Source organism: Mycobacterium sp. NGS40 (genome assembly GCF_059812735.1).
Genome location: NZ_JCALDG010000021.1, coordinates 61018 through 87606, shown reverse-complemented (window position 1 = coordinate 87606; position 26589 = coordinate 61018). Strand labels below are relative to the sequence as shown.

Below are 26589 nucleotides of genomic sequence, written 5' to 3'. Positions count from 1 at the left end.
CCTTGATGCGGGCGTGACCATTGACCTTGATGTACTCCAGAAGGCGACCGAAGCCCTCCTCCCATTGGTCTTCGCCGACGTTCCACGACCAGCCCGGCAGATCGCTTAGCCGTTGTTCTCGGTCGGGAGGAAGGTCCCCTTTGGCACGCCAGGCTCGTTGTTTAATTGCCCATCTGCCCAGTCGGACGCCGTCGACCTCGTCAGACGCACGAACGCGAGCATGGCCATTGGCCCTGACGTACTCCAGAAGTAGGCGAAAGGCCACTTCCCACTGGTCGGCCTTGACTGCCCATGACCATCCTGGCAGTTCCTTTAGTCGCTGCTCACGGTCGGATCGGAGTACACCTCGGGCGCGTCTAGCGCGCTGTTTCGCGGCCCACGTACCAAGCGGGTAGCCGTCGAAGGTGTACGACTTCGGGATGCTGGCATGACCGTTCTCACTGACGTAGCGCAGGAGTCGGCTGAACCATTCCTCCCATTGATCACCTTTGGGGTCCCATGTCCACTCCGGGATCTTGTTGAGCCGGTCTCGGTACTCGGCGGGAAGAGTGCCATCGTCAACCCTGCTGCGCTGCCTTACAACCCATCGTCCGAGCGCGTCGGAGTTAGGTGCAAGTGCGTGGCCGTTCTCTTCTATGAACTGCTTCAGCAGCTCGAACATCCTCTCCCACCGGTCGTTACGCGGCTCCCAACTCCAGTCCCCCAAGTTGCTCAGTAGCTCGGCGCGATCCGCGAGAAGTCTGTTCTTCTGGTAGAGGAAACGTTGCTTCTGGCTCCATCTATCGAGCAGATTGCCCTGTGGCAGACCACGAGTCGTGCCGGTGTCCTCGTAGTGCTTCTGCAGCAACCCAAACCACTCCATCCAGGGAGCGGTGACGCTGTTTACAAGTCGAGTGTCGAAGGCCCGTGCGAAGTCGACGGTGATGTGGGTGGGCAGGTCGAGGTGAATCTTCTCCGGCAGAACCGGTTGACCACCGCCGCGCAAGCCCATACCTCGCCTCAATGCATCGAGCTGATCGGCCAACTCCTCGTCATGTAGTCGCAGAGCCTTGACGATCTCCCAGACTGTCTTGAACGACGAGTCGTCCAGAACGGTCTCGTGGTCCTCGCGGCTGCTCACGAAGACCGGGATCACGATTGTGCCGACGGTCTTGTCGGGGGCCAACCTGATGGCACGACCGACGGCCTGCACGATGTCGACCTCGGACCGTTTCGGGTCGATGAAGACCACGCCGTCCAGAGTGGGCACGTCGACACCCTCGGTTAGGCAGCGTGCGTTGGACAGCAGCCCGCGGTGGTCGGTGTCGATGTTGCCGAGTTCGCGCAGCCGCATCGCACGTTGGCGGGCGGACATCTCGCCCGAGACATAGCTCGCCCACACTTCACCGGTGGGGCGTTGGTCACCAGGCATCCAGGAGATCACCTCGGCCAACGATCCAGAGAACTTCCGCGCACCAATGACCCTTGAATGGAAGCTAATGGCCCGGCGCAGGTCGTAGTGCCTCATCGCCTTGCCGAGGCCGACCTGTGCGGCCAGCGTGCGGGCGTCGGTGTTCCTGATGCCTTCGGAGCGAACGAATCTGGCCTTGTCGGCCATCTCGTGGCAATCGGCCTCATCGACGCCGATCACGACGACCTGGTAGTCGGTGAGCAGGCCGCGTTCAATGGCTTCGGAGAACGGCAAGCGGTGAAACACAGGACCGTAGATGGCCTCGTTGTCCATCGAGGCGACCGCGAAGTCGAACGCCGACGCCTCGCCGATCACTCGCCCGGTGAAGTAGCGCGGGGTCGCAGTCATGAACAGCCGCCGCGTCGCCGGGATCTTCGCGTCGTCGAGAACGGTGGCGAACACCGAGGTCCTGAGTCCCGTGGTGCGGTGCGCCTCATCGGCAACGACGAGATCGAAGGGGGCCACCCCGTCTAGCGCGCACGCGGCGGCGACTTCCGGCGATGACTGGTAGGTGGCGAACACCACCTGGGGACCTGCCGTGCGCAGGAAGTCGGCGATCTTGACAGGATCGGTGGTAACCCGGTCGCCCAACTCGCTGGCGCTGTTTATCGTCGAGTCCGCAACGGTCTCATCCGAGCACACCGGCAGGTACTCGAAGGCCACCTTTGCGTTGGCCGTCCACTCGATCAGCGTCTGGCTCAGCAGTGACAGCGACGGGGCAAGCACGAGTGTGCGGGCGACCCCCAGCTTCTCCTTGACGAACAGAGCCGTCAGGGTCTTACCCGTCCCACAGGCCATGATCAATTGCCCGCGGTCGGACTCGTTGAATCCATCCACCACCGCATTCATCGCTTCGCCCTGATACGCCCACTGGCCTTCTGGTCGCTTCGGCGGCAGCGGCGCGGCCACAAGATCCGATAGTAAGGCGGGCCAGTTGACCTGTGCGGCAACCATCTTCGACAGGCCGAGGAACGTCACTGGCTTCTCCTGGCTGTCAATCACCCGCTCGGCGTTCTCACCCAGGTGGTCGGTCGTGGCGATCAGCAGCCGGTAGTCGATCAACTTGCGTCCGGACTCGGTCAAGAAGGTGTCCACATCGGCCTTCTTGATCCAGTAGTTAGCCTCGTATGCCTTGGCTTGGATCGCCCAGATGCGCCCCTCGTTGTCTTTTGCAATGAGGTCGATGCCGTTGTCAGGCCCCCAGTTGTCGGGCCAGTCGTCCCACAGCCACACCTGGGCCAGGTGCCTAAAGCGCGGGTCGTTCTCCAGGAACCACATGCAGATGGCTTCGAACTGGTCGCCCTTGCGCTTCTTGCTTTCGGGGTCGAGTTGGGCCAACAGGTTGGTCAAGGTGCCTGTCACTTCTGTCACCTGCCGAATCGGTTGCCGCCCCACCATCTCTCCTCTTCTCATTGTCGATGGCCTTGGTACCAACCTGATGGCACCCGCATCGCAACTCCCCCGGTTCCGGTTCGCTGAAAGCAAGCTCGCGGCCAGTCGTATCACCTCGGACCGACAAGGTGTCGGTCTTCGTCGCATATCGGTCAGGTGTCGTGCCGGACTTTTGGCGGCGGACGGTCTTACCGTGATGGCGTGCCGACCAACCAGCTCCGCCGAACGTACTGCCTGATCCGTGAGCCGTAAGGGTCGCGAAAAGAGACCGGTGCGCTACTGGCATGCTGGATGGTCTGGACGCAAAGTGGGTGAGCTGCTGCTGCCGATCGCGAAGCAGGACAATTTCTACGCCCACTGTTTGCGCGGAAGCATTGAGAAGGCCCGTGCGCAATCGAAAGTCGCAGACTTCGCCAGCGGGCGCATCTACGACCTCAACAAGTTGTACGTCACTTCCAACCGCGACTTCGCGCACGCCTGGGCGGTGTGCATGCCCGATCCCCAGCATCTCGAACATCTGCAGAAGCTATTCGGACTCGGAGCAAGGGCTTACTACGAAGTCGAACTCCTCGACGCTTCGGGCGAAGCACTGACTGGGCCGCCGGAACCCGACCCCGACTACGCGATCGGCAGCTTCCAAGTTGACCTGGCGCGAGTGATCGCTGTGCACCGACCGCAAATGTCCCCGGTAGCGGGACAGGTCCACCTGCTTCGAATGGCGACCGCTCCGCGAGATGCGTAGTCAGGCAGTCAGCGACGCACCGTCGGCGAGATAGCGGTGGACAGTGGCGCGAGAAACACTCAACATCTTCGCGATGTCGTTCGCCGAGATGCCCTTATCGGAGCAGTTCGGAGCTACTTTTCGTATATCGGCGCATACTCGCGGACATTCACAAATTGAGTGACGTTGCTATCCAGCTACTTGGTGGTTTCGGCAGGCTGAGGGGCCGCGCAACAGGGACTTCGAGGCCGAGTCGTTGGACAACAAGATCTTCGGCCCCGGTATGGCCAGTGAGACCTTTCAGCCCGTTGGCCGACCGGCGGCTGCTCAACGTCAACGTCGTCGACGACGTGTAGAACGTCAACTTCGGCCGCGGCGGGCCGATGACCATCCTCAAACACCGGGGCACCATGGCCGCGCTGGTGGGTTGGCTGGTATAGCTAACTGGCCAGGCGGACACCTTCGACCGATGACGGACAACCGCGCGGCGCAAGCAATAGCTCAATGCTGCAGCGTGTCCGGGCACAACTCGTGCTGTGCGGCGTCTGTTACGGCCGGGCCTAGCGGCGATCCGGCCGTGGCAGCTGCCTGTGGGGGCGTCATGCCGCCCTGGATGAACATGCACATCCGGTGTCCGCCCAGCAGCAGGACCGGGGGTGAGATACCTCCGGTCACGTCGTTGTGGTGCTGGGCAAGGTAGTCCAGGTAGCTCTGGTCGTCGGCCCGCGCCCGCGGCGCTGCGCCGAGCATGACGGCGATAGCTACTGCTCCGGTTACCGCTAGAAACGCCTTCATTACTGCTCCTCCTCGGACAGCCACTCGGATTGCCTAACGGTCGCAGGCGATTCCGTCGCCGTCGCGGTCTAGCGCGGGATTGTAGGCACGGTCGCCTCGCTGGATGTTGTAGCGGCCGTCCGCGTGGGCTTCTTCGCAGTTGGCGTACGGCGGCCCTTCCCGGGGCGGCGGCATCACTTGCGTTGTGTTTCCCGGCGATGGTCCCGGCCCCCTCGGTAGTGAGGGAATGATGCCGAAGAATACGAGCAACACCACGGTGAGAATCACGATCGTCGCCGCGACGAGCAGGCGAATCTTCGTCTCTCTAGTGATCGCCACAGGAATACCCCTTCGTGTGGACGGGAGCTTATGACGAGCAGCTATTAGGGATGTTGAAATCGGAAAATTCAGCTGGGCTGGTGATTATCCGGGGCCGCGGCTGCAGCCGGTGCTGGCCGACACCAACTTCCACTGCGAGCGTGGTCAATATCAACTTCGGCGACGGCACGCAGAACGTCAACTTCGGCCGCGGTTGCCGGTGCCCGTCATCAACACCACGACTGCTTCAGAACCGTGTCCGCGCTCGGATTTCTCGCCGCCTAATCGGTGGTGTTGAACTGCGCTGGTTGCCAGTAGCGTCAACGTCATGGGTCGAAAGCCACGGTCGGACTGGCTGGCCACGGTGGACTACTGCGTCGGTTGGGGCGGCCACGACAACACGTCGTCAATGGCCAGGAAGCTCCCCAAAGAACACGCCATGCGACAGGCCCAGCAGTGGAGGACGGAGATGCGCCGCGACGGCGCAAGATCGCCCATGCGGCGCGTCCGGGTGCGCCACTGGCCTTCCGGTGCCAAGCTCCTCGGTGCACCGGTCCTCTACGAGGCGTCGTATTACGATTCCGACCAAGGACTCAGCGACGCCGAGGCGTACGCGGCTCGCGTCCACGACTGGCACGCCTCCGCGGATTCATTCAACAGGCGGGTCGCCAGCAAGGTCCCTCGCTACCCCGCTGCGGGGACGACTATTCAGATGGCCGGGTATGCCGACTGGACCGACGCCTGGGGTCCCAGGCCGACCGTGTGCCCCGCGTGCGACGCCGTGGTCGACCCGCAGGACGATTACCTCATGCCCGCGGTTCGTAGATAGCGCAACCGCCGGGCCGGAGGCCAACAACGTCGCCGACGAAGGTGGCCGACGTCAAGTTCGGCCAGGACAGGGGTCAACAGAAGCTTCGCGGCTACCTTGTGTCCGCCAGAAACAACCCCAACGACCAGTGCGGGCTAATTCATGGCTGGGTCGCACCGAGGAGACCATCGCCGTGCGCGACAGGCCGAAGGATGTCGGTGTCCGCTGCGACAATCGACGAGTGGCAATTCGCAAACCCATTCCCACCGCGACGGCGAACGCCTGGACACCGATGGCTTCGGATCCTGGTGACGTGGTCGAGTGGCTCGCGGAACAAGCGCCGGACACACTCGACCGCCGAGTAACCGTGGTCCCGCAAAAGAGCCACATCGACATGGCCGACGAAGCGGTGCAAGCATTCGCCGCTAACGGCAACCTCCACAGCGGCAGAGGCAAACCGGGAAAGCGCGGTGGCCCAGTGCTGGCTTACCGCCCCGATATCGAGCTGTTGGCCGACGCCGTTGCACTTGCGGACGGAAAGCCGCTCGGCGTGATTGAGTTCTTTCCTGATGAGGTTGCCGGATGGGCGGCGGCGACGAACGCGATCAACCTTGAGACCGGAGAGCCAACACCGGGAGTACCCGCCGAGATACACGACGCCCTGGTGGAGCTGAGAGACGCCGGATACAACGGATACGGCCGCGACCGTGAGCGATACTTTGCCGCACACTACTTCCCGCCAATCGACAAGCTGCTGGCAGCGGGCTATACGTACACATTCACGGCGGGTTACCTTGTCGCACTTGGCATTGAAGGCAGAAGCGCCCATGGAGACCTCAAGCGCATCTACGTACCACCCAGCAAGCGGCGTCGCCCTGGGCGCTTCTAGCGCGACCGACCCAAGCCAGAGGCCCGCACAGTGGACGACACCACAGACTCACCGCCCATCCGTGAGGACTACGACGACATTCGGGAGTTTATTCGCGATTGGGAGCACTACTGGGACAACCAGAAACCCAGGCCGTCCGCCATCTTGCGGCGAGCAGCTTCGGTGGCAAACGACGCCGCGGTGGCGATCGAGATGCAACTGGGGCGTATTCGCGATGGCTTCGCTAGCGGTGACCCCGACGCATTCTGGACGGTGCAGATCGACATCGAGTTCCTGATTTCATCGCTGTGGAAGATGCGCCTCGCCGGGAAGCTGGCCCGGTCAGTCCTGGGGCACTCGTGGATCGCACTCAGCGAGTTCGACAGTGCGCTTCCCCATTTGAAATTGATGCGCGACGTGATGGAGCACATTGACGAGTACGGGCGCGACGCAGACGGCCGAGCCCGGCGGCATTATCATCCGCGCACCTGTCAACGTGTCGGGCGAAGATATCTTCATTCCCAGATGTCGCACAGCGACGAGTCGTTCAACTGGCTGGGCGGGACCCTCGAATTCGGCCCCGCTCGCATCGCCTCGCTGCAGCTCTTGTCGGCCATTCGAACAGCACGAGACGGCTTCACCGATAACTAGGGCTTTGTCGACGGGATACGAACGAGGCGCAGCCGCTGCCCGGCCTAGGCCAACAACAACATGCGCTACGACCTGGTCGACGAGATCTTCGACGTGGGCGTGGTCGACGAGTACTTCTTCGGCTAAGGCGTGATCAACCAGACTTTCGCGCAGTGCTAAACGAGAACTTGGTGCCCGGCCTGAACAGGCTTATCCGCCCGCGTCCTCGTTGATGGTGACTTCTTCTGCGGTGCCCGCGATAGTGGGCTATGGCAGCATCCGCTGCCGTAGCTCCGCACGACGGCGGACCTCTGCAACCAGAGACTCATTGACCGCGGCGTTGTGGGCGAATCGTCGGGCCTTTTCCTTCTCGCACGCCTCAGCGTCCATCAATGTCACCGTGGCTTGAGCATTGATCAGGTCGGCCGGGACGCACCACTCGCGGTAGGGCTTGCTCGCTTCGACGACCTCGAAGTCATGGAGATCAACGTCGTCGAGGAATTCGACCTTTAGAACCTGATCGCCTGCTGCGCCCTCGTTGATGTCCATGATCTGGTCGGCGAGCCAGACGCCGGTCAGCACGAGCTCGGCGAACATGTAGGCCCCGGTGCTTTCCCGGAAGCCGTGGCGCAGGATCTCCTCAGCCGCGTCGGTGGTGTGGAAGTAGATCATGGTGTTAATCATTCCCTTGCGGCTGGCTCTTCGTCCTGCGGCCTGGTGCCGCGGGCTGGTTCCATGTTCAAGCTCACGCAGCCGCGCCGAAATGATGTGGTAGCGCTGGGAGGCGTTTACATGCGACTGGCAGCGTCGCATCGCTTTCGGCCGACAAAATCGTCGAGGTCTTCCGCCTGGACAAATGGCCAGGCGGCCGATCTTGACGAGCGACCGCTCGCCTTCCTTGACCAGCGCGTAGAACGTAGTGCGGCTAATACCGCCCAGCTGCTGCCGGGCCTCTTCGATCGGCAGCAGATGCCGCATGTGTTGCTTGTTGCACCGCGGGCCCGGATCAATTTCTTCATCCGGGCAACTGAGGATGTTCAATCACTCGCGCTGGCGTAGGTGTGGGAGTTTCCCGGTCGACGGTTGCCTGCACGACCTCATTGATCAGGTCGCGCAGCGCCTGCGCAAGCCGGTCGACGGTGTAACTCATCGATGTCGCAAACCGTCAGTACTCTGAAACGTGTTGCGGTCTAACCACTCCAAGACGTCGGACCACCGGTAGAGCACCCTGCTGCCGTGCTTGATGAACTTCGGACCAGTCCCCCGATAACGATCCTGGGCGAGCGAAGCTGTGCTGGTATGGAGATACTCGGCGACTTCGGCGGGCGTCGCCAGCGCCGGTAGTTGATCAGACACGACCGGCGATCATAGCCAGCACCAACGAACCCCGCGGCCACCCACGGTTGGCGTGACGGCAGGCTAGAGAACCGATCACGCCCCGCCTGCGTCCAAACCGGTGCGCACGACTATGGCGCAGCCGTTGCCGGTGGGGCCCATATCCACTCAGCGACGCTGGTCAGTTAAGGCCCTTGTTGTATACGGCTGGCGGTCCGAGGCATGCTTCACCGCAAAGGATCGCCATTTCGATCGTTCGTTCGACCGGCGATCCCGAAGCCCCGATCGCGGTGCTTGAGTCGAAGTAGGCCTTCACCTCGTATCGAGCGGGGAGATGGGGATCAGTCCTAACAACAACGCTCCACGATGTATGTCCGACGTCCAAAGCCGTTCCGGCTGCCCAATACTGGCTAGGATTGTCCGGTCTGGGTCCGATGAGTACGGCGATAGTAATTGTGTTTCCGCTCGCTTCTCCCGTTACCGTGACCTCTGTACCGTCTTCGCTCACAGCCACCGCTTTCACAGTTCCGGCGGGTCTAGCTGCTATTGCGCTGGGGGGCGCACTCGGTGGCAAGCTGGACACCGTTGTCGTGCTTGAAGGTTGACTCGGTGATGAACTCGATGCTGTTGTCGTGCTTGAAGGTTCATCCGGTGATGAGTTTGATGCCGTTGTCCCTGACGGTGTGCTCGACGGAGGCGACGATCGCGTTGTCTGCGGCCCCGAACCCCATACGACGAATGCAACCGCGAAAGCGACAGAGCCGGTTGTCGCAACTGCAATGACCATCGCGTGCTTGGTAAGCGCCATGCGGCGTATGTCGTCCCTATGCACTGCGAAGAATATGCTGGTCGCGCACACCGCCCAGCCAGAAGCCACTGTGATCGTCGCCAGCGCTGGCAATTGCAAGAAATGAGCCAACAAAACCCATAGCGATTCCAAAGTGGCAAGGACGAACAGAGTGAACAGAGCTCGTACAGCCAGGTTGTTCATCCAACTCGGTTCGCGATCCTCAGAACCAACGAGATCGGATGTTGTCGTCGGCTGTTGTCTAGGGGTGTCGGATGATTCCTGGCCGTCTGTCTCAGACATTTGCTGCCTGCGCCTCCTTCGGCACCTCGCAAAGTCGTTCAATGCCGAGCATCGATCGAAACGATCTTGCCTGATCTGCGCTGAAGGCGTCAGCAAAACAACAGGTCAATGTTGGGGGCCCATTGAGGAGGAGTTCGGGGCACTTGGTGTCTACGACGTGCCCGGACGAGTTCTTCGGCGTCGTCGTAGTCGATAAGAACTCCGACTCCGGGGTGGTCAACGAGCTCTTCGCCAACACCCGGTTGGGTTTCTACAAGCCGCGGAACCTAGGGCCTCCCACCGGCATACCGGGCACCGATCCGCACGGGTGGGATGTGACTGTGGTCGACGTTGCGCAGCTTGGCATTTCGGGCTTCCTGCTCGGCCCAGATCTCAAGGACATGTAGAGGTGCGGAAGTGCGGATCGTCTGCCGCTTCGAATCGGAACAGGCGCACGTGACCGGCCACTGCCTATACCGAGTCGCATACCCGCACCGTGGGCAGGGCGAGTGAAGGTGGGGATCAACGCTACCCCTGACGCTCACGGCCATTTCTACCTCCGACCCTCCATGGCATCCTCCGTCGTGATGGCGGCCTTCGTCGCTATGTGGTCGTCATCATTATCGGCCAGATCCCGCGGGAACCGCGGTTCGGGCGGGCTGGGCGCTCACGGTGTCCGCCGCTTGCGGATTCGCCCTGGCTCGTTCAGCGGCCGCATCAATTCATCGTCCGAGACGTGGACAACAACAACTTCACCGACGATAGGTGGTCAACGACATCTTCGGCCGGGGACGTAGTCAACGTGAGCTTCTAGTACGGCCGCGGCTTCTTGCGTCCGCCGGAAGCAAACATCGACGAACCGCGAGGGGCCAGTGTTTAGAGGCAGGGCGCACCGCGAAACGACCGGCGTGCGCGACACGCCGATGAATAGGCAATTTCGGCAAACTAATCCACAAAGAATTACACTGGTGTAACCAACACCGCGGGCCCTCTGACCTGCGAGTATCGTTGTTTTCGCCACAGCTTGTGGATTACGACAACGGGGTTATCCCGAACGTTGCGATACCGATGTCGGTTTGAGATCCCCGGTGTCGTGGGGCGACGGGCATAAAATCCAAGCAGCCCAGACCAACGGCGGTTTGGACTCGAAGCCCCTGGTCTGGAACCGCTTGGCTGCTTGGTAGGCACCTCGACGGTAACACCAGCCCTGGCTGGGGATAGCGGTAACCCGCCGATATCCGACCTTGGGTTTCGTCAAACGTGCGGACGGTCCGCACGCGAGATGAACTCCAAGGAGTAGACCAATGGCAAAGCCAGAGGGGACCAATGTCCGGCACGTGGTGCCAAATCCGAACGGCGGCTGGGACGTCAAGAAGCCGGGGGCCAAGCGTGCAAGCGCCCATACCGGCACCCAACAGGACGCGGCGCGGCGTGCCGACGAAATTCTCCGTAACTCCGGCGGCGGTGAGCGTCGGCTGCATGGTCGCGACGGCCGCATCCGCGATTCGAACACCGTGCCGCCCGCCAATGACCCGTATCCGCCGAAGGGCTAAAAGGTGACCAACCCAATCAGCGCAACTATCAGCCTCGGCGGCTTCGTAGACTTCGCCGCCGCTACGGCGAGCGGGCGCATCACCGCCGTGCATAACGTGATCGATAACGAGTTCGGCGACTACAACCCGGGCCACGACTTCTACCGCGGCATCCGTCTCGCGATTCGCGAAGGCATCGCCAACGGCGACGACGTCTCCCGGATGCAACGAGCCGTCCAAGATTGCAGCCCACGACGCAGGGCCTCCTACGAGTCACTTGCCACCGGATGGGCGGGATGGCGGCGGAGAAAGGACCTGGAAGTCTTTTCGCAGCCGCTCCGTTGGCGTGACGGGGCACTCGAAGTCCGCGTATCCCCGAAGTTCACGTGGCAGCAGCGGCACGAGAAGCACCTGGTCTGGCCGTATTTCAAAGACCCCGAGCTCTCACGTGATGGTGTCCAGGCAGCTATCCGCCTCATCGAGATCACATTTCCTGAAAGTGGCTGCCGCCCAGCGGTACTCGATGTGCGCCGCCAGCGCATCTACCAGCCCGCTCGACGCCGCAGGGGGTTTGATGCATGGCTGAGCGGTGAGGCGGCGGCATTCGTCTCAATGCTCGATTCCATACGGAACGTCGCCTAGCCGGATTCGCCCTGTGCCTGCCCACCAGCATCCTGAGGTCACAGATGCGACCGCGAAAGCTCTTTACGCCAACGCGATACGCTGTGCGGCTTCCGACTGCACGGAACCCCTTTACCGGAAGGACCTAGACGGAAATCGCACTCTCAACTCGCGGATCGCGCATATCTGCGCGCGATCTGAGAACGGGCCCCGATGGGATGCCCATATGGCGAGCGAAGAGAATCGCAGCGCTGAAAACCTCTTGCTTCTCTGCCTATTTCATTCCGAGCTGGTGGACGCGGAGGGGCGCGTGGAAGATTTTCCGAAAGAGCTGCTGCTGCAATGGAAAGCGGCACAGCTGGCGGAGTATGATCAGGCGGCTGCCGCCGGAATTGAAGCAGGTTGGCCGCTCACCGATGCGGAAGCTGCTGAAGTCATCGCCAAGTCCGAGCGCTCGACCATCACGGTCATCGCCGACACGATCTACAACGGCGGAATGGGTGGCCAACTCGGCGGAGGAGGCGGTGGCGGCGGTGTCATCGGAACCGGATCACTCGTTGGAGGCAAGGGGGGCGACGCGGCCAACCTTGTCCAAGATGGGCAACCAGGGCAGGCTCCGGGCGGCGGGGGCGGTGGCGGAGGCGGCCTTGTCTACGAAGGCCCGTGGATACCACATGTCGGCCGCGGAACTCGGGGAAAGGCGCACATTGCGGGGGTTGATGGCGCTGATGGAGGCGACACCATCTTCGAAAGTGGCGAAATCAGGCTAGTAGCACCGGGCGGCAAGGGTGGCCTCGCAGGATCGGGCGAACGGAAAGTATCGGACAAACTGTTGGTTTCCGCGTTAATGCCCGCCAATTATGTAGCGGTCGACCACGGGCTCGCGCACGTGATCAACGGAGCCTGGTCGTACTACGACGTCGTCCTAATTCCGACACCGATGTCGCTTGCGCTGATCTGTGTGATCGAGGCAGGCGGAGTTGACGTTGGGGAATACACAATCGCCTTCGAAGTTCACAGCCCGTCAGGCCAGAAGCGCACGAGATTAAGCCTGGCGCTCTCAATTGACGAGCAAGGTGATCTCAACCGGATCCCATGTCACTGCGCGCTTTCGTTCGAGGTTGATGAGCTGGGAATGTGGAGGGTCACAGCGCTTTCCGATGTCAAGCGGCTCGCCGCAATCGATGTACTCATCAAGCAGCCAGATTTAGTTACTACAACCTGACACGCGATCGATCAGATCAAATTGCCCGCAAGCGCGCTGTTGGTTTTGATTGGGCCACGCTGGTCTCGCTCACGGGGCCCGGCGTTCCGGGTTCGCCGCGGCTTGTTGAGGGGCCGCATCAATTCAACGTCAAATTCGATGAGGTCCACCGGATCGGGCGACGCGACTCTGGCCTCGACAACAACAACTTCGATGCGACATACCCGACAAGAATTCTTGGTCCCGCCATGGTCGAAAACATCTTGGCCCGCGCTGCCACAAGCCGACTGGGCCGCCTGTGAAATCCAACTTGTTGGGGTCGAAGTTTGATAAGCGAAGATCACGACTCGAACCACTCGCCCCGGTCGCAACCGCACAGGAACAGTACCGCGATACCGTTCCTCGCCAATGGATCTCGGTGGTGAAGCCAATCCGAATCTGTCGTGTTCACCACGGGTGCGCGCATGCGCCGCGCCAACGCCGCGAATTTGCGGTCGCTCGGATCGAACCGTTCAAGCTCGGGGTCGACCGGAAAGTCGGCGTAGCTGCCATCTGCGGACCGAGGTAGGTCGATCCTCTCGACCCGCATCGGACCGTTCATCAGGATCTGAAAATAGAAACGGTCGCCAACGCCTGGCTCCCCGTCCGAATTGAGTTTGTGCGCGTACTCAGCCTGTATCTCCCTTGCCAAGTCCACGAGAACTTGGTGGCTACGCGTCACCTCGATCAAGAAGTCGATGGCGGCCTCACGACAGCTCAGCGACGGAGTGCGGCCTCCGTTGGCGGGGTCGGGTCGGCCGTTGGCCACGACTGGCACATTTGTGTCAACAACAACCTGCATCAGTCAGCGGCATCTCGAAGGCGTCGCAACCGTGCTTTTTCAGCCAGAGCTGCTTCGCCGAACGCATCGCCCATGAAGTTCACGGGCCAATTTTCAATTTGGCCAAGAACATTGAGCCATAGTGGCGTCAATGCAGAGCTACCACGGTTGACGTCGCAGAAGTAGAGCTTTACCTCGTCGGCCTTCAGGGCCTCTTCAGCGATACGGCGTTGCAATCGGAGGAGCAAGTGCTCGGAATGGCTCTCTAGCAGCACCTGAACACGTCGACGTGTAGCTGCGTAAAGCAGAACGTCGGCAAGGTTGGCCTGTGCGAGCGGGTGCAGGTGGATTTCGGGTTGTTCGAGCAGAACGGTGGACTCTTCGGGCACGTACATCAAAAGGGTGATTACGGGCAACACTTGCGAAACGCCGAACCCAACATCGGTCAGTAACACCTCGCTAGCTCCGGGCCGGGTAACGACCTTCGCCTGCCAACGATTAGAGCCTTCCGCGATCTCCTCGACCTTAAAGCGATGGATTAACCCGAGATGCTGCAACCAATACGCCACCATGGCTTGGAAAGGCAGGAGGCGTGCCCTAGGTCGCAGATTCAGTGTCTCGCCACTAGCGGTTGCGGCGAGGATCGCATCGATCGCTTTCTCGCCGCGTCGCCCGACATCGGCGGGCCGGGAGCGAGCCCATAGATAGTCGCGTTGTGGGTACTCACGCAGTGGCCCCAAGTAGAAAATGCCATCGAGCGCCTGTTCATATGCCGCCTCAAGATCAGATAGAAATTGTGCGTTCTGGTAGTACGTGCGCGCCTGGTCGGGAAACGCATAATTCTTGATAGGCGCGGGAAGTCTCCATGCCCTGCCCTGGGTGCGAACGAACCGGAACGGGCCCTCGCCCTGGTAGGTCAGTCTGAATTCGTTGGCTTTTGGCCCGGGTCTAAGTCCGAACTCATGGCCGCCGAGCGTGTAGGCCAGCTGTACCGTGCGAGCCACCTGCTTCTCAACAACGGTACGGGACGCCAGCGTGAAAGTGTTGTCGGCGGCGAGGTCGGTCCGCGGGTCCGACGGATCAGGCAGAACCAGCTGCGCGGTCCGTTCGAATGAAATGGATGTTTCGATCGCCAAATTCTCATCGTGACGATGGATGGCATCCCGGATGGCCCCCAGTTCGACGTAGTCGCCGTTCATCTCCAGCGACAGGAGCCGATCGGTGGCCTCTTTGGTCTGCTTCAACAGCAGAAGGAATTGCAAGATGCTCGTCTTGCCTGAGGAATTTGGCCCAAACAGCCCGGTGACACGCCCGCACGACAGATCAACGCGGGGCCATGACTTGAAGTTGGTGAAGGACAGCCGCCTCAGCATCGTTCACGTAGGTTACCGCAGCTAACGGCCTGAAGATGTGACCCATGCCCTGCGCGCGAGTCAGTATCCCGGGCATGCAGCTTTTCGGTCGAACAATGGAATTTCAACGACCCAGCCAATCCCGGAATGCATCAATTTGGCATGTACCGGAGACTAGCGCGGAGCACGCCTGGAAGCGACGTCCTGCAGTTGTCCAGTCCGGATTCGCTTCCAGTTACTAGCGCGCCGCGCCGAGGCGACTACGTTTGAACAGTCAGCCCATGCAACTTGACACTCAAGGGCCCCAAGTGGCCTGGCCTTTTGGCCCTCATATGGCGGGCTCCTTTAAAAGGTAGCGATACAGCGTCGCGCGGCTGACCCCGAGGTACTTGGCAATCGCCTTTCCTGAGTGACCGTCGGATTTCATCCGCTTCGCGGTGGAGATGTGCTCGGCGTCGGCGACCTTTCGAGGTCGCCCGAACTTAGTACCGTTAGCGCGAGAGGCATTCCGCTTCAACGCCGTTCGCTCCTTTATCAATTCGCGCTCGTACTCGGCCAGGGACCCGAGCACACCGATCATCATGCGCCCGGCCGGAGTGGACGAGTCGATGCCATCGCTGGTGGAGATCAACTTGGCACCGCGGTCGGTCAGCTCTTTGACGGTCTCCAAGATGTGCAACATGTTGCGGCCCAGCCGATCCAATTTCCAGACCACAACGACGTCGCCCTCCCGGACGTAATCCATCAGCGCCGCCAGGCCGGGACGGTCATCCCGAGCGCCGGATATGGTGTCGGAGAAGATTTTTGTCGTCCCTGCCGCTTCAAGGGCTTGGTTTTGCTGATCGAGGGTTTGGGCAACGGTAGAGACTCGGGTGTAGCCAATCCGTTGTCCGACCGGATGCCTGTCGACGTCGTTCTCTTGACTCATATGTATGAGAATCGCGGTTTTGCGAGTCTTATTTCCGAGACGGAGTTTTGAGACAGATCGACCTGGCCGGATCGAACCGGTTGAGGCCATCCGCCCGGCGTCTCACATGTGGTCCATTTCGAGACGGGTCACTTGTTAAAGGCGAACGCGCGGTTCGGCCCGGTTTCGCTTATGTGCGGCGTCGGAGTACGAAGTACTGCTGCGCACACTGGCGTCCGGGGTGGGCGTTGCGGCTATGTTCCGATGGTCGGCAGGTTCTTCGGCCGGTAGGGATTGGCGTCGTTTTTTGTCGCGTTGATGCGGTATTGCACGCTGGGGTGTAGCACGTCTTCGGGCCTGATCGGGCGCGGTCGCCATCCCCCGGCCAACCACCACCATCTGCTGTTGGGAACGATGATCCCCAATGCTCGATCGCTGGGAAGGTCGTCATCGAGTTTGACTCCCACCAGGCGACGGTAGCGCTCTGCATCGACGGTAAGTCCTTGTGCAGCAGCTTCTTCGACCATCCAGGAGAACGCGATGTCGGGAAGCCGGTCATTGTCACGGTTTTGGCCGCCGATATCGCCGTGCACACCGGCGAACCATAACTCTTGGAACCGCCCGTTCGACGTGGCGACCGCTTCGGTTCTAAAACGGTATTCCGCGAAGGGACGTCGGTGTTCGTCGATGGCTAGAGCGTGGCGCGCAGTTGCTACGTTGGCCAGGTTGGCGGTGAAAGGCCACCGTGCCACCTCAAGCTGGGCCTTGAAGTTGAGCCAACCCACGAATTTGACGGTGTCCCACACGCCGAGAAAGTGCACCTGTTGGCGGTGCGGGTCGAACGGGTTGGGGAAAACCGGGTTGCCGAAGCGTTCCCGGAAATCGTTGCGCAGCTTCCAGAATTCCTTCTCAGCCTGCTTGGCGTTGTCGTCCGGTGGCTGATCCGGATCGGGCATTTTCCTGCTTTTCGCATACAGTTTGATCGCGTAGGGAACCAGGTTGTCGGCATCGGCGTGCAGCAGACCCACCGTGCGTAGGATGCCCGTCAGGGCACGAGCGGTGTAGGCCCCGCGGGAGAAGCCGAACACGAAGACCCTGTCGCCCGAACGGTATTGGTGCGCCAGCCAGGTGTAGGCCTGTTCGATATTGTCACGAATCCCGTACCCGGCGACCATGCCAGCCACGCGAGTGAGCGCCTTAGCCCAGGGCGTGATCGCGCCCGGGGCTCCCATGGTGCCGACACCGGGATCGTAGTAAACCAGTTGAGCCGGACCCTTTTCGGCGACGTCGAACATCCGAGCCACGTTGGTGAAACCTGTCTCCGGCTCGTTGCTTGTGCCGTCGAGACATACCACGAGATTCCGCGGCCCACTCGCTTCGGTCGTACCCGCACTGCCGCTGCTGGTCATGTCGTTCGCCTCCGCGCCATAGTCGAATCTGGGTACGGGGTCGCTTTTCAGCGTCGGGAGAACGTGATGCGGTCGAGTTCACGCTGGCTGCCCTGCTCGTAGAACTTGGCGAACCAGGGCTGCGCGGCCCCGGAGATCGCGACCGGTTTTTGCAGTTGCAGCGTCGCCGGTTTCTTCGCTGCCGCTTTGGTTTTCGATTGCCCGGATTGCTTCATTCGGTCGCGGAAGTTGAGGTGGTCGAACAGGGTCAGCGCGTCGATCGCGTACGCGGTGGCCACCCGCTGATCCTCAATGGAGATGAGATGATCGCCGTTGGCTTCTTCACCCGACGGCGAGAAATTGCTCGAACCGGTGTAGACCTTCGCGCCGGGCTGGTCGAAGTCGACGACCACGAACTTGTTGTGAATGTTGATGCCTGCGCCGCCGGACCACTCCGATTTGAACGGCTCGGGCGCGTGCTTGGACAGGTAGGCGAAGTCGACCAGGCCGATCTCGCCGTCGGGCTTGTGGATTTCCATCCCAGAGGATTCGTTGACGATGCCGTAGCTGAATACGGGGCGGCCCATCAGATTGTCCAAGGCTTTGCGCACCGGGCCGGACTTGGTCTGGTTCATGAAGGCAAACGAGTAGAACACGCTCGACGTCGCTTGCTGGATCGCCCCGCCGACCGGGGCCAGCGACAGATCCGAGGACTTGTGCGGGGAAAAGCAGACCTTGACCGTCGGCTGACCCGGCTTTTTGACCGCCTGCCACTTGGCGGCCAGATCGGCCCCCGCAAATCCGGCCATATCGGTAAAGGCTTCCTCGAACATCTCGACGAACAGCCCCGCCACATCCGGGTCGGTGAACACGTACATGTTGTTGGCCTGGATGTAGAGGCCCCGGAAGGAGAAGTTCGTGGAACCACCCAGCACCCGTAGCGGTGCTCCGTCACTTCGGCGGCGGGCGATGAGGACCTTGTTGTGCTGCAGGTTCTGGAAATGGCCACGGTGCACGTTGTCGTGCCCGGCGCTGGCGATCAGCCGGGCGGCGGCCTGGCTCTCAGCGCTGTCGGCCTCGCCGTGGTCGGCGGAGTCGTCGATGATGATCCGCAACCGGTCCCCTAGGGCTTCGAACTGCGCGAGGATGTCGGGTTCGTTGAAGTCGTAGGCCATCGCGTCGATGCGCACGGTCTCGTCGTTGGCCGCCCAGCCGAGGAAGTCGAACAGCAGCCGATAGGCCTCGAATCCCAACCATGCGTAGATATCGAATTTCTTCGTGATCTCGGCCTTGTGCGCGGCGAAGTCCAACCCCTGGTCGGGCTTGGCCGGGATGATGTCGTTGCCGAACCCAAAACGGGCCTTCTTGTCCTCAAAGGCCTGCGAGGACGCGAAGTTTCGCGTGAAGCCCACATCGAGGAAGCCCGGGACGGTCACCGGTCCCAGCTCGATGGGCAACTCGATCGACAATCCCTTCGTCAGGGTGTTGTCGGTGGGCATATGCATCTTCGTTACCCGGTAGGTGTAGATGCCCGTTTTGGATTCCCACGGAAAGTGCACCCACCGGAAGGTCTGCAGCGGAGCCTCCAACGTCGGGAAATTACGGAAGCCGTCGACCGCGTCAGGCGCTCCGAACGACAGCCGGTTACGCAGCGACTGAAAGTCGGTGCTGTCCGGATCCCGGAACTCAACGGCAAACCCAACGAAGTCGTCCTCGGGCACATCGACGTCGAAGCCCAACAGACACGCGGATTCGCCGCGCCACAGCTTGACCCGAAACCCGCCAACTTCATTGAAGACCGAGAAGTCGCTCATGACTTTTACCTTCCTCCGGACGGTCTGCTTGAAAGGCGGTGAGCTTCTTGTCGAATCACGCCAGATGCATTGCGACGGGAGCATGGTGGCCGATCCGCCTAAATCATCGGTCTCTAGGCGAACGCGCCACAAGAGTAGTCGGGTACCTAACGGCGTAGTCGCCGAAAGTTTGACAGTTTGTCAACCGCAATCGTGGTGGACTCAATGAAAAGCCTTGACGCTGTTGATCAAGCCTGCGCGGCATCTTCGCCATTCCTGCTCGCCGCAGCGGTGGTGCACCACCTGAAACAGACGTTCGAGACCCTCATATCTCGTCTGTTTCAAGACATCCGTTGGTTCACGAGGTTTAGTCAGGCTCAACGGGCTTATTATCTGAACTTGATGCCGCAGCGTGCACAACTAGCGGCCCATCCCCCGGGAGTGTCATGAACAGCACCGGCAATATCCCGGGCACGCCGACACGGGAAGAAGTGGCCCTCTACTTTCCGAACATCGAGGTGCCGCAGACACCATGGTTTACACAGGTACTTTTGTACTGGGACCGGGCTGCAACGATCATCCCCCGCAGTCTCTACGCGGGGCAGCAGCCTGTCAATGCATATATGCATGCTCTCCATGACGGAGGGCTGTTGGAGCTTCTTGACCCGCTCGAAGTTGTGGATTATAGGCTGGACAGCTTCGAACAAGGATTTTTCAAGATGCTCTCTATCGAGGGATCCTTACCTGGACGTCACTTCCGCCCTTCCTACACCAAGGTATACGTGGAAAAGCTCAATGAGCGTGTGATCGAGGACCTTGAGCAAATGGGCCTCGCCAAGAAACATGACCGGGATTGGTGGGATGTCGAATCCGAGACAGCTGATCTCTACATGAAGTACTTGGCTGGCGTCATGAGCGGAGCCAGACCGGGCATGTTGCCTGTTACGGATCGAACGGATCAGTTGCGTGGGCTCGTCGAGTCAAGCAACCTGCAATCGTCCATACCTGAGTTGCGGTACGCCTACATGCCACGAGCACTGCCCGTACCATCAGCACCGGTGGAACCAAAGCAGTTGATCGAGTTCAAAGAGAAGTTTGCTGACGAGCTTGGCCGTTGTCGCCGATTTCTCGATCGCAGATTAGCCGATATCGCCCGCAGTGACGATCCCGCGGATCGTGATCTACTGGGCACCAACCTAATCGCTGAAATCGAGGACGAAATCGCCATATTGAGCGAGCAGATGACACGTCGAAATTGGCGCGGGGTGACCTTGAGGGGGTTTTGCGGTATAGGCGCAATCGGGCTGGGGACGGCAGCGGCACTGCTTACAGGGGGATCACCGCTATTGGTCAGCATTGCTATAGGCGCTGCCATCTGCGGTGGTTCCGCCACATTAAGTGACGCATTGCGAGAGTGGGGCGCTCAGCGCTACAACCCCGAGGCCCCTCTTGCGTACGCTGCACTGGCTCATCAGGCGTTCACGTGAAGCACGTGATACAAGACCAACTATGGTCGCGGGTACCAACATTGCGTCTTCGAAGCGATCGGTCCGTAGCTGACCACACCCCTCCGCGAGGCGGCTGCACCACCTGCCCCGGTTGAGCTGCGACTAAGGCCGCAACGGCGTGCCGCAGCGTTGTCGCGATCGCCAGCTGCTTCAGGTCTTCACGTTGTCGAGCATGGCCTTGGCAAGGGGCACGGCCGTGGGCGAGGCCCATCCGGGGCTAACCAAGGGGTGCTCCCAGGTAAAGTTCGGGACCGTTGGGTCTTCACATGTGCGGGCTTCGACGACGACGTTCGCTCGGACTCCAAGCGCTTGCTGACAAGAGTGCAGCCCGGTCAAACCGTCCGCGGACGCCATCGAGATGGCAATCAAATCGCCGTCGTGCTGCACCCCACCGAGCTTGAATCCGCGTCCATTTTCATAGCCCAGGGTCACATCAACCTCACTGCCGATGCAGGAATTCCATTGGTCCTGAGCAGATTTCAGGATCGCTTGAGCCTGCTCCGCAGAGGTAAAGACAGCCGCGACTTCCTCTACGTAGTTGGTACTACCCGAGCCGCCGTACTGTTCTCCGAATGTTTGGACCTTGATCGCCGCAGGGTCGGAAATGGCGTAGACGTCGTGCTCTCCGGCGAAGGCCACTCCGACACAAGACACCGGCTTGACCCGGCCCGAATGATCCGACATCCCGTACGACGACGACTTGATGGCAAGCGCACTGCCACCGCCACCCCCGCCCGGGTTGTTGGTTACGTTGACGCCCAGCAACTTGCTCAGCTGGTCGGGCGTCAATAAGACTTGATCAATCGCCCTCGGCGAGAACAACGGCTGCGGTGGTGGTGTCGTCGGTGATCCGCTGACTGATCCGACGCGATCTGATTCGTCGAGCAGCATAACGCCGTTCACCAATGTCATCTTGAGCCAACGATTTTCGGTATTGGACGTGCCGTTACGTCGGACGTACTTGAGTTCGGCCACCACGCTGCTGGCGTCGCGCGGTCCGACCGAGAGAACTGTCACCGACAGTATCGTCGCCCAGAAGTCTACGAATTCGCGCTGCCCTGTTTGCTTTTGGCAATGTGCATCGAGTTTGGCCCATGCATCGTTGGGATGTGCCGGAAGGTCGGCGTAATAGCCGGTGACGAAGTCACGCATGCTCTCGAAAGTCATTGTCGGCGCGGCCGATGCCGCCGCACTAGCGGTGCTGATCGCGGCTCGGTCATGCTGTGATTGTCGCATTACTGCCTTAACCACACCGATTGAAGCAACCAATAGAACGACAACTAAGACCGCTACGAATGCGGCCCGTCGCCAAGGTGGTCGAGCCCTAGCTTCGACTGCAGGCGTTGCCCTGGGTGTCGACGCGGTGGGAGCCGAAGTTGTTGTTCCATTGGCCGAGTCGATTCGTTCGGCCAGGGCCCGCGCGAAGTCGGAGCAACGTTCGAACCGGTCTTCTGGGCGCTTGGCCAGACCGCGGGCCAGCACCGGGTCGAATTTGGCAAGAGCAGGTCGCCAGTCAGCCAAAGCCGGTGGTGACACGTTGAGATGGCGACTGATGATGACTGCAGGATTAGAGTTTTCGAATAGGCGCGATCCGGTCAGCAGGTGAAATGCCGTGGCCGCCAAGGAGTACTGATCAGCTCGGCCATCGATGTTCTCACCCAAAAGTTGTTCAGGAGCGGCGTATGCCACTGTCCCTACGGTGACGTTGGTCTTGGTCAGCCCGCTGATGTCGTTGACGTTGCGGGCTATTCCGAAGTCCGTCAGGAGAACTCGTTGCTCACCATCGTCGTCGAGGTGGGTGATCATGATGTTTGCGGGCTTTATATCTCTGTGCAGAAGTTGTTGCTTGTGCGCGTAGTCCAGCGCGCTGGCGACCGCGGTGACGATACGAACGACATCTTCGATCGGCATTCCGGCGGGGTACCGATCGGCCAGGAGCCGGGCCGCATCGAGGCCATCGACGAAGTCCATGGATATCCACAGCTGCCCGTCTTCCTCACCGCGATCGTGCACACCGACGATGTGGGGATGCCAGAGTGTCGAAGCGAGATCGGCTTCCCGGGCGAAGCGGGCCCGGAACTCCTCGTCGGCCGACCACTCCCGAGGCAATAGTTTCAGCGCATCTCGGCGCGGGAGCCGCGGATGCTGAGCAAGGTAGACCTCACCCATACCGCCAGAGCCCAGCAGGCGAATGATCGCGTACCCGGCAAAGGCTTGACCGCTGGCCAACGGCATGCACGAATACTAGAAGCGCTAAGCACGACATGGGCTCGGTTTTAGGGAAGGCTCGTGCACTTCCGTTCAATTGAGGACCAGCCGGGCCAGGCTCAACCAGGCCACCGCAGAAGAACTGAGGGACCGATCCCTGCCCAGTGGCTGACAACGAGTTCACCATTTCATCTATCTATAGAACGGCCGCTCCACTTTCCGAGATCGCGAAGACGCTGCTCGCAGCCTGCCTCATAGTCGAGTGGGTTGTACGGGTTGGGGTTCCATCCATTCGCCGCCTCCGCCATATTCTTGCAGGCCATAACGGGCTGTACGCCCGACCTCATCATGTTCATGGCTCCATCCGCTCCCTCGTGGTAGCCAGCCTGGTACGACCGCGCATCACGAGTCGGTCCTGAGCTACAGCCCGCGACGCTGACAGCGATTGCGATGGCTGCCAACCAAGATCGACGACTTCTTCCTTGCATTTGTCGTACCAATTTCTAGAGACGTTTACCCAACTCTCGGATCGTGGCCCGGGTTGGCTACCCGAGCGGGACCGCCTGGGAGCCGCCGGTGGCAGGGTTATTGATAGTCGCGCTTGTGAAGTGGAAGTCGGGAGGGACGGCACCGCTGAGGGTAACGATCACCGGGGAATAGATCGCCCTTCCATTCGCACAGTTTGGTTCACAGATCACTCGAAACTCAATGCCGCGGCCCGTCGCGCCATCAATTCCCCATCTGCTCCATACTATTTTGTCGACATTTAAAGTGTTGTCGCACAACAACATTATCGATGCTGGCTGGACTTCCGGCGGGAGAGAGCAGCTGCGCACGACCGGCGTCGGATCATCGGCCACCGCGACTGGCAGATCCCAACCGGCGGTCAGCAACACGATCGACAGCAGAACCCCACCCGAAGCCGCTCCTCGAAAAGGAGCTGCAGATCCGTGGCTTCTTGTCATTGCTTATCCACCTCCGCCGGGAACTGATAGCGGCGTCCATGTGCCGTCGGGATGATTAGGATCCCCTGACGCCTGATAAGGGCCCTGAGTGAAACACCAAAGAGGCCGACCATCTGGGCCCTGCCCTACCTGCCAGCTTGAACATGGCGTCCCAATTTCCCGGACCCCAGTCAGGCTCCCACCTTGCGCCCACTGGCCGGACTTTCCTCCGTCAAAGGAACGACACGCCAGAATTTCACCGCGGGGCCCAAACCCATAGACGTACCGCGTCCAATTTGCGCAAGGCTGGCCCATGTATCCGTCTTTCATGCCGGGTACGACGGCACAGTTCGGGGATGTGGCATGGCAGGCGGTTGCCGGATCAGCACGAGCCGGTGTTGCGCCGACAGTGGCTAACCCGGGGATCCCAGCCATCACGGCAATGGCCAACAGCGTGGACCTGACCATATGTTGCTCCTCGGCGACTCTTCTTCGGACGAACATCATTGTGTGAGTCAGAAGGACGAGACGTTCTCGATGCTGACAAACATGCCGTGGCCGGTGCCGTCGTTGGTGAACCGGGTGCCATCGCTGTTCGGAAGGATTGTCCAGCCATTGACGTGGTAGGTCTGGCCGTAGGCCAACGTGGTGTCGGTTTGAACCCAATCCGGACCGACACCTCCGATGTTCCCGTCCATCCAGCGGAAAGCCCCCGCGGCCGTAACCTCAGCAAGGTCCTGGTGCATACCCCCAGGGCATGGTGCGTACCTGCATTGCGATTCGGGCATCGTAATGGGTGCCTGCGGGAAGCCGACACTTTGCACGCCGCTCGCTTCACATGCCACCTTGTCGGGTTGTACAACGCACCGCACCCGGCCAGATTCAGTTCTGACGTATTGGTCGGCGTGGGCATCCGGTATCCCAGCCATGCTCAATACCGCGACAACAGCGGCCACGAGCAGCATCCGCTTCACGGCTCAGAGCCTAACGAGCAAACGCCTGTACCCGTAGCAGATTGCAAGAGCGCACATGTGACCACAAAAGACCTCCGACTTCCGAGCTTGTCGCTACTGCAAAGGGAGAAGCACTGGTTCGCGGTTGTCGGTGCGCATTAGCTGCGGACACAGATCGATCAATGCCGCATCCACCGCACCATTACCCTGCAAAAGTGTCATCGATGGGTTGGTCTGCCGCGGCCTGAAGACGTAGCGCCACAACAAATCAGGAGTCACGGCGCACCGGAGATTCCAAGCGACCGAGGCCATCAGCACTGCGCGAATGCCCCAGTGCCGCAGCTAGGGCCGGGGTTGCCGAACCGCGCCCCTGGGCCCGCTGGCGGAGGTCGATAACCACCTGGCGGGGGCGTGTCCCAGGGGCATTGCCCGTTGTCGAACCAGGGGTGGACCGGGTCTACGACGCAGGGAGAATCGCTGAATCCGATTGGGATCGAAGCGAATAGCGTCGCACCGACCGCCAGCGCTGCTGCGAGTGCTGTTTTCATTTCGCGACGTCCTTGTGGAGCCGCCCACCCGTGCCGGTCTTTCCAACGACTCCCTGCACGATGCCCGTTCATCATTTGTCTCCTCAAGGTCAATTGGGGCGATTAGGGTCCACAGTGGAGCAGGTCGGTGCAGTTCACCTTCTGGGCACAGGCGGCGATCGCGGCTGCTTCGTTCGCAGGGGCTCCCTCTCGCTCTAGCTCCTGAACCACCTGCATGAAGGATTGGCCGTGCTGCTCGTCGTAGAGCACCTTCTTGCCCACCGCGATATACATGTCCGGCTTGGAGTCAAAGGGCACCCCGTCTGTCTTGAGGCAGTAGGAGTACGGCGTCTCGGCATGGGCGACGGGGGCCAACGTCGCCGTAGCGGCTGTGACTGACGCCAGAGTGCCAACCCCTCCGGCCAATAGTCCGGTGATTTTCATTTGGAACCGTGGCATTCTCGGAGAAGTAGTCCGCACTGCTTGCCGAGCCTAATGGGGATTCTTGAACTGCAGATTGCCGTATTTCGGGCAGTAGTGCGTCGCTGAAAGCGCCTCAAAGATCGCCGCCCGATCCGATCGCAGGCCCAGCTGAGACACAAGAGCATCAGCAATGGCGTCTGGACCAGTTCCGCTATCGAGACCTCCGCAAACCTGATGCGCGATCCGGACTAGATCAGCCGGAGCCCCAACGACCCCATTGCTGTTCGCCTTCTGGACGAAGTCGTCGTCGTTGCTATCGGCATGAGCGACCCCGAAGGACAACAATGCCAGGGGCGCGGCCATGGCCGAAGCCGCAAGTCGTCTCAGTTGCATGTGGTCACGCAGTGATAGCCGGTGTTGCCGCTGTCATAGCAATCGGTACGGCAATCAGCCCTGGCCGTACCGGTACCGAGCAGGAACACCGCGGCTGTGACCGCAACCAGGGCCGCAATAGCCTTCATCGTGTTGTCCCCTTCGGAAGAGGCTGCAGCTACCGAGTTGCGGCTCGCCAGTGAACCGCCCTGACTGGAGTGATTAAGTCACTACAGCAACTCTAAAGGGCGATTAGACATGGGGTCAATACGCATGCGTACATAACGCTCTGGTCGATTCCACGCGGGCCGTATGTGGTTGCCCTCGTGTCAGACGACCGATCCAAGCCAGCCCTTAACGAGACCACCCGAGTGTTCGGCGAACGGGTCCGTGACCGTCGCGTAGCGCTCGGTCTCAGCCAGGAGGCCGCAGCTGTCCGCTGCGGGATCCACTGGACACAGCTCGGCAAGGTGGAGCGGGGCCAGCGCAGCCTTAGGTTGGAGACCATCATCAAGATCGCTGACGGGCTTGACATCGATGCCGGAGACCTGGTGACTGAATTGCCGTTACCGCCGGGAGAATCTGGGTGATGGAAGCTGGCTCATTTTGTCTTCCAATGCGATCCGGTTCATGACTCAGAGGGGTAACGCGCCAATCTCGCTGGCCGCGGCA

General features: G+C 60.8%; 27 protein-coding genes and 2 pseudogenes. 11 read left to right on the top strand and 18 right to left on the bottom strand.

Annotated elements, in window-relative coordinates:
- A partial coding sequence (locus tag AC5Y5O_RS25735; protein ID WP_500028009.1) for a DEAD/DEAH box helicase occupies window positions 1-2812 on the bottom strand: 2812 nt, incomplete at its 3' end.
- 337 nt (window positions 2813-3149) lie between these two features.
- Between AC5Y5O_RS25735 and AC5Y5O_RS25730 the strand changes: the two genes are divergently transcribed.
- Entirely contained in the window at window positions 3150-3584 is a 435-nt protein-coding gene (locus AC5Y5O_RS25730; protein WP_096287349.1) for a hypothetical protein, read from the top strand.
- On the opposite strand, the gene AC5Y5O_RS25725 is transcribed toward AC5Y5O_RS25730, so the two are convergent.
- The 3 genes from AC5Y5O_RS25725 to AC5Y5O_RS25715 all read right to left on the bottom strand — a co-directional run bounded on the left by AC5Y5O_RS25725 (window position 3585) and on the right by AC5Y5O_RS25715 (window position 4676).
- Complete coding sequence (locus AC5Y5O_RS25725) at window positions 3585-3674, bottom strand: helix-turn-helix domain-containing protein (protein ID WP_279304462.1); 90 nt, start codon at window positions 3672-3674, stop codon at window positions 3585-3587.
- A 390-nt stretch (window positions 3675-4064) separates the two neighbouring features.
- Window positions 4065-4358 (bottom strand): DUF732 domain-containing protein, encoded by a 294-nt coding sequence (locus AC5Y5O_RS25720; RefSeq protein WP_112741650.1) that lies wholly within the window; start codon window positions 4356-4358, stop codon window positions 4065-4067.
- 33 nt (window positions 4359-4391) lie between these two features.
- Entirely contained in the window at window positions 4392-4676 is a 285-nt protein-coding gene (locus tag AC5Y5O_RS25715) for an excalibur calcium-binding domain-containing protein (RefSeq protein WP_500028007.1), read from the bottom strand.
- A 307-nt stretch (window positions 4677-4983) separates the two neighbouring features.
- Here AC5Y5O_RS25715 and AC5Y5O_RS25710 point away from each other — a divergent pair, with 307 nt between their 5' ends.
- From AC5Y5O_RS25710 to AC5Y5O_RS25700, 3 genes are all read left to right on the top strand, one after another.
- Window positions 4984-5484, top strand: a complete 501-nt coding sequence (locus AC5Y5O_RS25710; protein WP_500028005.1) for a hypothetical protein — start codon at window positions 4984-4986, stop codon at window positions 5482-5484.
- Between the two features lie 292 nt (window positions 5485-5776).
- Complete coding sequence (locus AC5Y5O_RS25705) at window positions 5777-6352, top strand: hypothetical protein (protein ID WP_500028003.1); 576 nt, start codon at window positions 5777-5779, stop codon at window positions 6350-6352.
- 162 nt (window positions 6353-6514) lie between these two features.
- Complete coding sequence (locus AC5Y5O_RS25700) at window positions 6515-6982, top strand: hypothetical protein (RefSeq protein WP_500028000.1); 468 nt, start codon at window positions 6515-6517, stop codon at window positions 6980-6982.
- Window positions 6983-7228: 246 nt separating this feature from the next.
- Here the strand turns inward: AC5Y5O_RS25700 and AC5Y5O_RS25695 are convergent, their stop codons facing one another.
- From AC5Y5O_RS25695 to AC5Y5O_RS25685, 3 genes are read right to left on the bottom strand one after another with little or no spacing between them, the layout of a single operon-like run.
- The gene (locus AC5Y5O_RS25695; RefSeq protein WP_500027996.1) at window positions 7229-7939 is read right to left on the bottom strand and encodes a hypothetical protein; all 711 of its coding nucleotides are present in this window, start codon (window positions 7937-7939) and stop codon (window positions 7229-7231) included.
- Window positions 7940-7976: 37 nt separating this feature from the next.
- Window positions 7977-8111, bottom strand: coding sequence for a hypothetical protein (locus tag AC5Y5O_RS25690; RefSeq protein WP_500027994.1), 135 nt, complete (start codon window positions 8109-8111; stop codon window positions 7977-7979).
- On the bottom strand, window positions 8108-8317 hold the full coding sequence (locus tag AC5Y5O_RS25685; RefSeq protein ID WP_500027990.1) for a helix-turn-helix transcriptional regulator: 210 nt from the start codon (window positions 8315-8317) through the stop codon (window positions 8108-8110). Before AC5Y5O_RS25685 ends, AC5Y5O_RS25690 begins: the two co-directional genes overlap by 4 nt.
- A 611-nt stretch (window positions 8318-8928) precedes the next feature.
- Here AC5Y5O_RS25685 and AC5Y5O_RS25680 point away from each other — a divergent pair.
- The 5 genes from AC5Y5O_RS25680 to AC5Y5O_RS25660 all read left to right on the top strand — a co-directional run bounded on the left by AC5Y5O_RS25680 (window position 8929) and on the right by AC5Y5O_RS25660 (window position 12743).
- A complete protein-coding gene (locus tag AC5Y5O_RS25680; protein WP_500027988.1) occupies window positions 8929-9210 on the top strand; it encodes a hypothetical protein in 282 nt (93 codons plus the stop codon).
- Window positions 9211-9532: 322 nt separating this feature from the next.
- Complete coding sequence (locus AC5Y5O_RS25675) at window positions 9533-9772, top strand: hypothetical protein (RefSeq protein WP_500027986.1); 240 nt, start codon at window positions 9533-9535, stop codon at window positions 9770-9772.
- 897 nt (window positions 9773-10669) lie between these two features.
- The gene (locus tag AC5Y5O_RS25670) at window positions 10670-10918 is read left to right on the top strand and encodes a DUF2188 domain-containing protein (protein ID WP_096287341.1); all 249 of its coding nucleotides are present in this window, start codon (window positions 10670-10672) and stop codon (window positions 10916-10918) included.
- A 3-nt stretch (window positions 10919-10921) separates the two neighbouring features.
- On the top strand, window positions 10922-11539 hold the full coding sequence (locus AC5Y5O_RS25665) for a hypothetical protein (protein WP_096287339.1): 618 nt from the start codon (window positions 10922-10924) through the stop codon (window positions 11537-11539).
- 205 nt (window positions 11540-11744) lie between these two features.
- Window positions 11745-12743 (top strand): hypothetical protein, encoded by a 999-nt coding sequence (locus AC5Y5O_RS25660; RefSeq protein WP_500027984.1) that lies wholly within the window; start codon window positions 11745-11747, stop codon window positions 12741-12743.
- A gap of 319 nt (window positions 12744-13062) precedes the next feature.
- Here the strand turns inward: AC5Y5O_RS25660 and AC5Y5O_RS25655 are convergent, their stop codons facing one another.
- From AC5Y5O_RS25655 to AC5Y5O_RS25635, 5 genes are all read right to left on the bottom strand, one after another.
- Window positions 13063-13530, bottom strand: a complete 468-nt coding sequence (locus AC5Y5O_RS25655) for a hypothetical protein (protein ID WP_500027982.1) — start codon at window positions 13528-13530, stop codon at window positions 13063-13065.
- Between the two features lie 32 nt (window positions 13531-13562).
- A complete protein-coding gene (locus tag AC5Y5O_RS25650; protein ID WP_096287331.1) occupies window positions 13563-14915 on the bottom strand; it encodes an AAA family ATPase in 1353 nt (450 codons plus the stop codon).
- Between the two features lie 307 nt (window positions 14916-15222).
- Entirely contained in the window at window positions 15223-15822 is a 600-nt protein-coding gene (locus tag AC5Y5O_RS25645; RefSeq protein WP_096287329.1) for a recombinase family protein, read from the bottom strand.
- Between the two features lie 233 nt (window positions 15823-16055).
- Window positions 16056-17210: a T6SS phospholipase effector Tle1-like catalytic domain-containing protein gene (locus tag AC5Y5O_RS25640; RefSeq protein WP_500027979.1), complete on the bottom strand. Its 1155-nt coding sequence runs from the start codon at window positions 17208-17210 to the stop codon at window positions 16056-16058.
- Between the two features lie 47 nt (window positions 17211-17257).
- Window positions 17258-19003 (bottom strand): phospholipase D-like domain-containing protein, encoded by a 1746-nt coding sequence (locus AC5Y5O_RS25635; RefSeq protein ID WP_500027977.1) that lies wholly within the window; start codon window positions 19001-19003, stop codon window positions 17258-17260.
- Between the two features lie 425 nt (window positions 19004-19428).
- On the opposite strand from AC5Y5O_RS25635, the gene AC5Y5O_RS25630 reads away from it, so the two are divergent.
- Entirely contained in the window at window positions 19429-20469 is a 1041-nt protein-coding gene (locus tag AC5Y5O_RS25630) for a hypothetical protein (protein WP_500027975.1), read from the top strand.
- Window positions 20470-20640: 171 nt separating this feature from the next.
- Here the strand turns inward: AC5Y5O_RS25630 and AC5Y5O_RS25625 are convergent.
- The 6 genes and pseudogenes from AC5Y5O_RS25625 to AC5Y5O_RS25600 form a co-directional block, all read right to left on the bottom strand.
- Window positions 20641-21291, bottom strand: a pseudogene (locus tag AC5Y5O_RS25625) (sensor domain-containing protein); the annotation flags it as partial.
- A 360-nt stretch (window positions 21292-21651) separates the two neighbouring features.
- Window positions 21652-22725: pseudogene (locus AC5Y5O_RS25620) on the bottom strand (serine/threonine-protein kinase); the annotation flags it as partial.
- A 1432-nt stretch (window positions 22726-24157) separates the two neighbouring features.
- On the bottom strand, window positions 24158-24388 hold the full coding sequence (locus AC5Y5O_RS25615) for a hypothetical protein (RefSeq protein WP_500027972.1): 231 nt from the start codon (window positions 24386-24388) through the stop codon (window positions 24158-24160).
- An 857-nt stretch (window positions 24389-25245) separates the two neighbouring features.
- On the bottom strand, window positions 25246-25566 hold the full coding sequence (locus AC5Y5O_RS25610; protein WP_500027970.1) for a hypothetical protein: 321 nt from the start codon (window positions 25564-25566) through the stop codon (window positions 25246-25248).
- A gap of 48 nt (window positions 25567-25614) precedes the next feature.
- Complete coding sequence (locus AC5Y5O_RS25605) at window positions 25615-25908, bottom strand: DUF732 domain-containing protein (RefSeq protein ID WP_500027968.1); 294 nt, start codon at window positions 25906-25908, stop codon at window positions 25615-25617.
- Window positions 25909-25928: 20 nt separating this feature from the next.
- Window positions 25929-26066 carry a hypothetical protein gene (locus AC5Y5O_RS25600; RefSeq protein WP_500027966.1) on the bottom strand — a complete coding sequence of 46 codons (138 nt, stop codon included), beginning with the start codon at window positions 26064-26066 and terminating at the stop codon, window positions 25929-25931.
- Window positions 26067-26243: 177 nt separating this feature from the next.
- On the opposite strand from AC5Y5O_RS25600, the gene AC5Y5O_RS25595 reads away from it, so the two are divergent.
- Window positions 26244-26507, top strand: coding sequence for a helix-turn-helix domain-containing protein (locus tag AC5Y5O_RS25595; RefSeq protein ID WP_500027964.1), 264 nt, complete (start codon window positions 26244-26246; stop codon window positions 26505-26507).
- The last annotated feature ends 82 nt before the right edge of the window (window positions 26508-26589 follow it).

Bases quoted from the DNA above. Each gene is read 5' to 3' on its own strand.
- AC5Y5O_RS25615 (WP_500027972.1), bottom strand. From the start codon at position 24,388: ATGCACCAGGACCTTGCTGAGGTTACGGCCGCGGGGGCTTTCCGCTGG.
- AC5Y5O_RS25640 (WP_500027979.1), bottom strand. From the start codon at position 17,210: ATGACCAGCAGCGGCAGTGCGGGTACGACCGAAGCGAGTGGGCCGCGG.
- AC5Y5O_RS25600 (WP_500027966.1), bottom strand. From the start codon at position 26,066: ATGAAGGCTATTGCGGCCCTGGTTGCGGTCACAGCCGCGGTGTTCCTG.
- AC5Y5O_RS25710 (WP_500028005.1), top strand. From the start codon at position 4,984: ATGGGTCGAAAGCCACGGTCGGACTGGCTGGCCACGGTGGACTACTGC.
- AC5Y5O_RS25660 (WP_500027984.1), top strand. From the start codon at position 11,745: ATGGCGAGCGAAGAGAATCGCAGCGCTGAAAACCTCTTGCTTCTCTGC.
- AC5Y5O_RS25690 (WP_500027994.1), bottom strand. From the start codon at position 8,111: ATGAGTTACACCGTCGACCGGCTTGCGCAGGCGCTGCGCGACCTGATC.
- AC5Y5O_RS25695 (WP_500027996.1), bottom strand. From the start codon at position 7,939: ATGCGGCATCTGCTGCCGATCGAAGAGGCCCGGCAGCAGCTGGGCGGT.
- AC5Y5O_RS25650 (WP_096287331.1), bottom strand. From the start codon at position 14,915: ATGCTGAGGCGGCTGTCCTTCACCAACTTCAAGTCATGGCCCCGCGTT.
- AC5Y5O_RS25635 (WP_500027977.1), bottom strand. From the start codon at position 19,003: ATGAGCGACTTCTCGGTCTTCAATGAAGTTGGCGGGTTTCGGGTCAAG.
- AC5Y5O_RS25645 (WP_096287329.1), bottom strand. From the start codon at position 15,822: ATGAGTCAAGAGAACGACGTCGACAGGCATCCGGTCGGACAACGGATT.
- AC5Y5O_RS25670 (WP_096287341.1), top strand. From the start codon at position 10,670: ATGGCAAAGCCAGAGGGGACCAATGTCCGGCACGTGGTGCCAAATCCG.
- AC5Y5O_RS25605 (WP_500027968.1), bottom strand. From the start codon at position 25,908: ATGGCCGCGCCCCTGGCATTGTTGTCCTTCGGGGTCGCTCATGCCGAT.
- AC5Y5O_RS25610 (WP_500027970.1), bottom strand. From the start codon at position 25,566: ATGAAAATCACCGGACTATTGGCCGGAGGGGTTGGCACTCTGGCGTCA.
- AC5Y5O_RS25720 (WP_112741650.1), bottom strand. From the start codon at position 4,358: ATGAAGGCGTTTCTAGCGGTAACCGGAGCAGTAGCTATCGCCGTCATG.
- AC5Y5O_RS25630 (WP_500027975.1), top strand. From the start codon at position 19,429: ATGAACAGCACCGGCAATATCCCGGGCACGCCGACACGGGAAGAAGTG.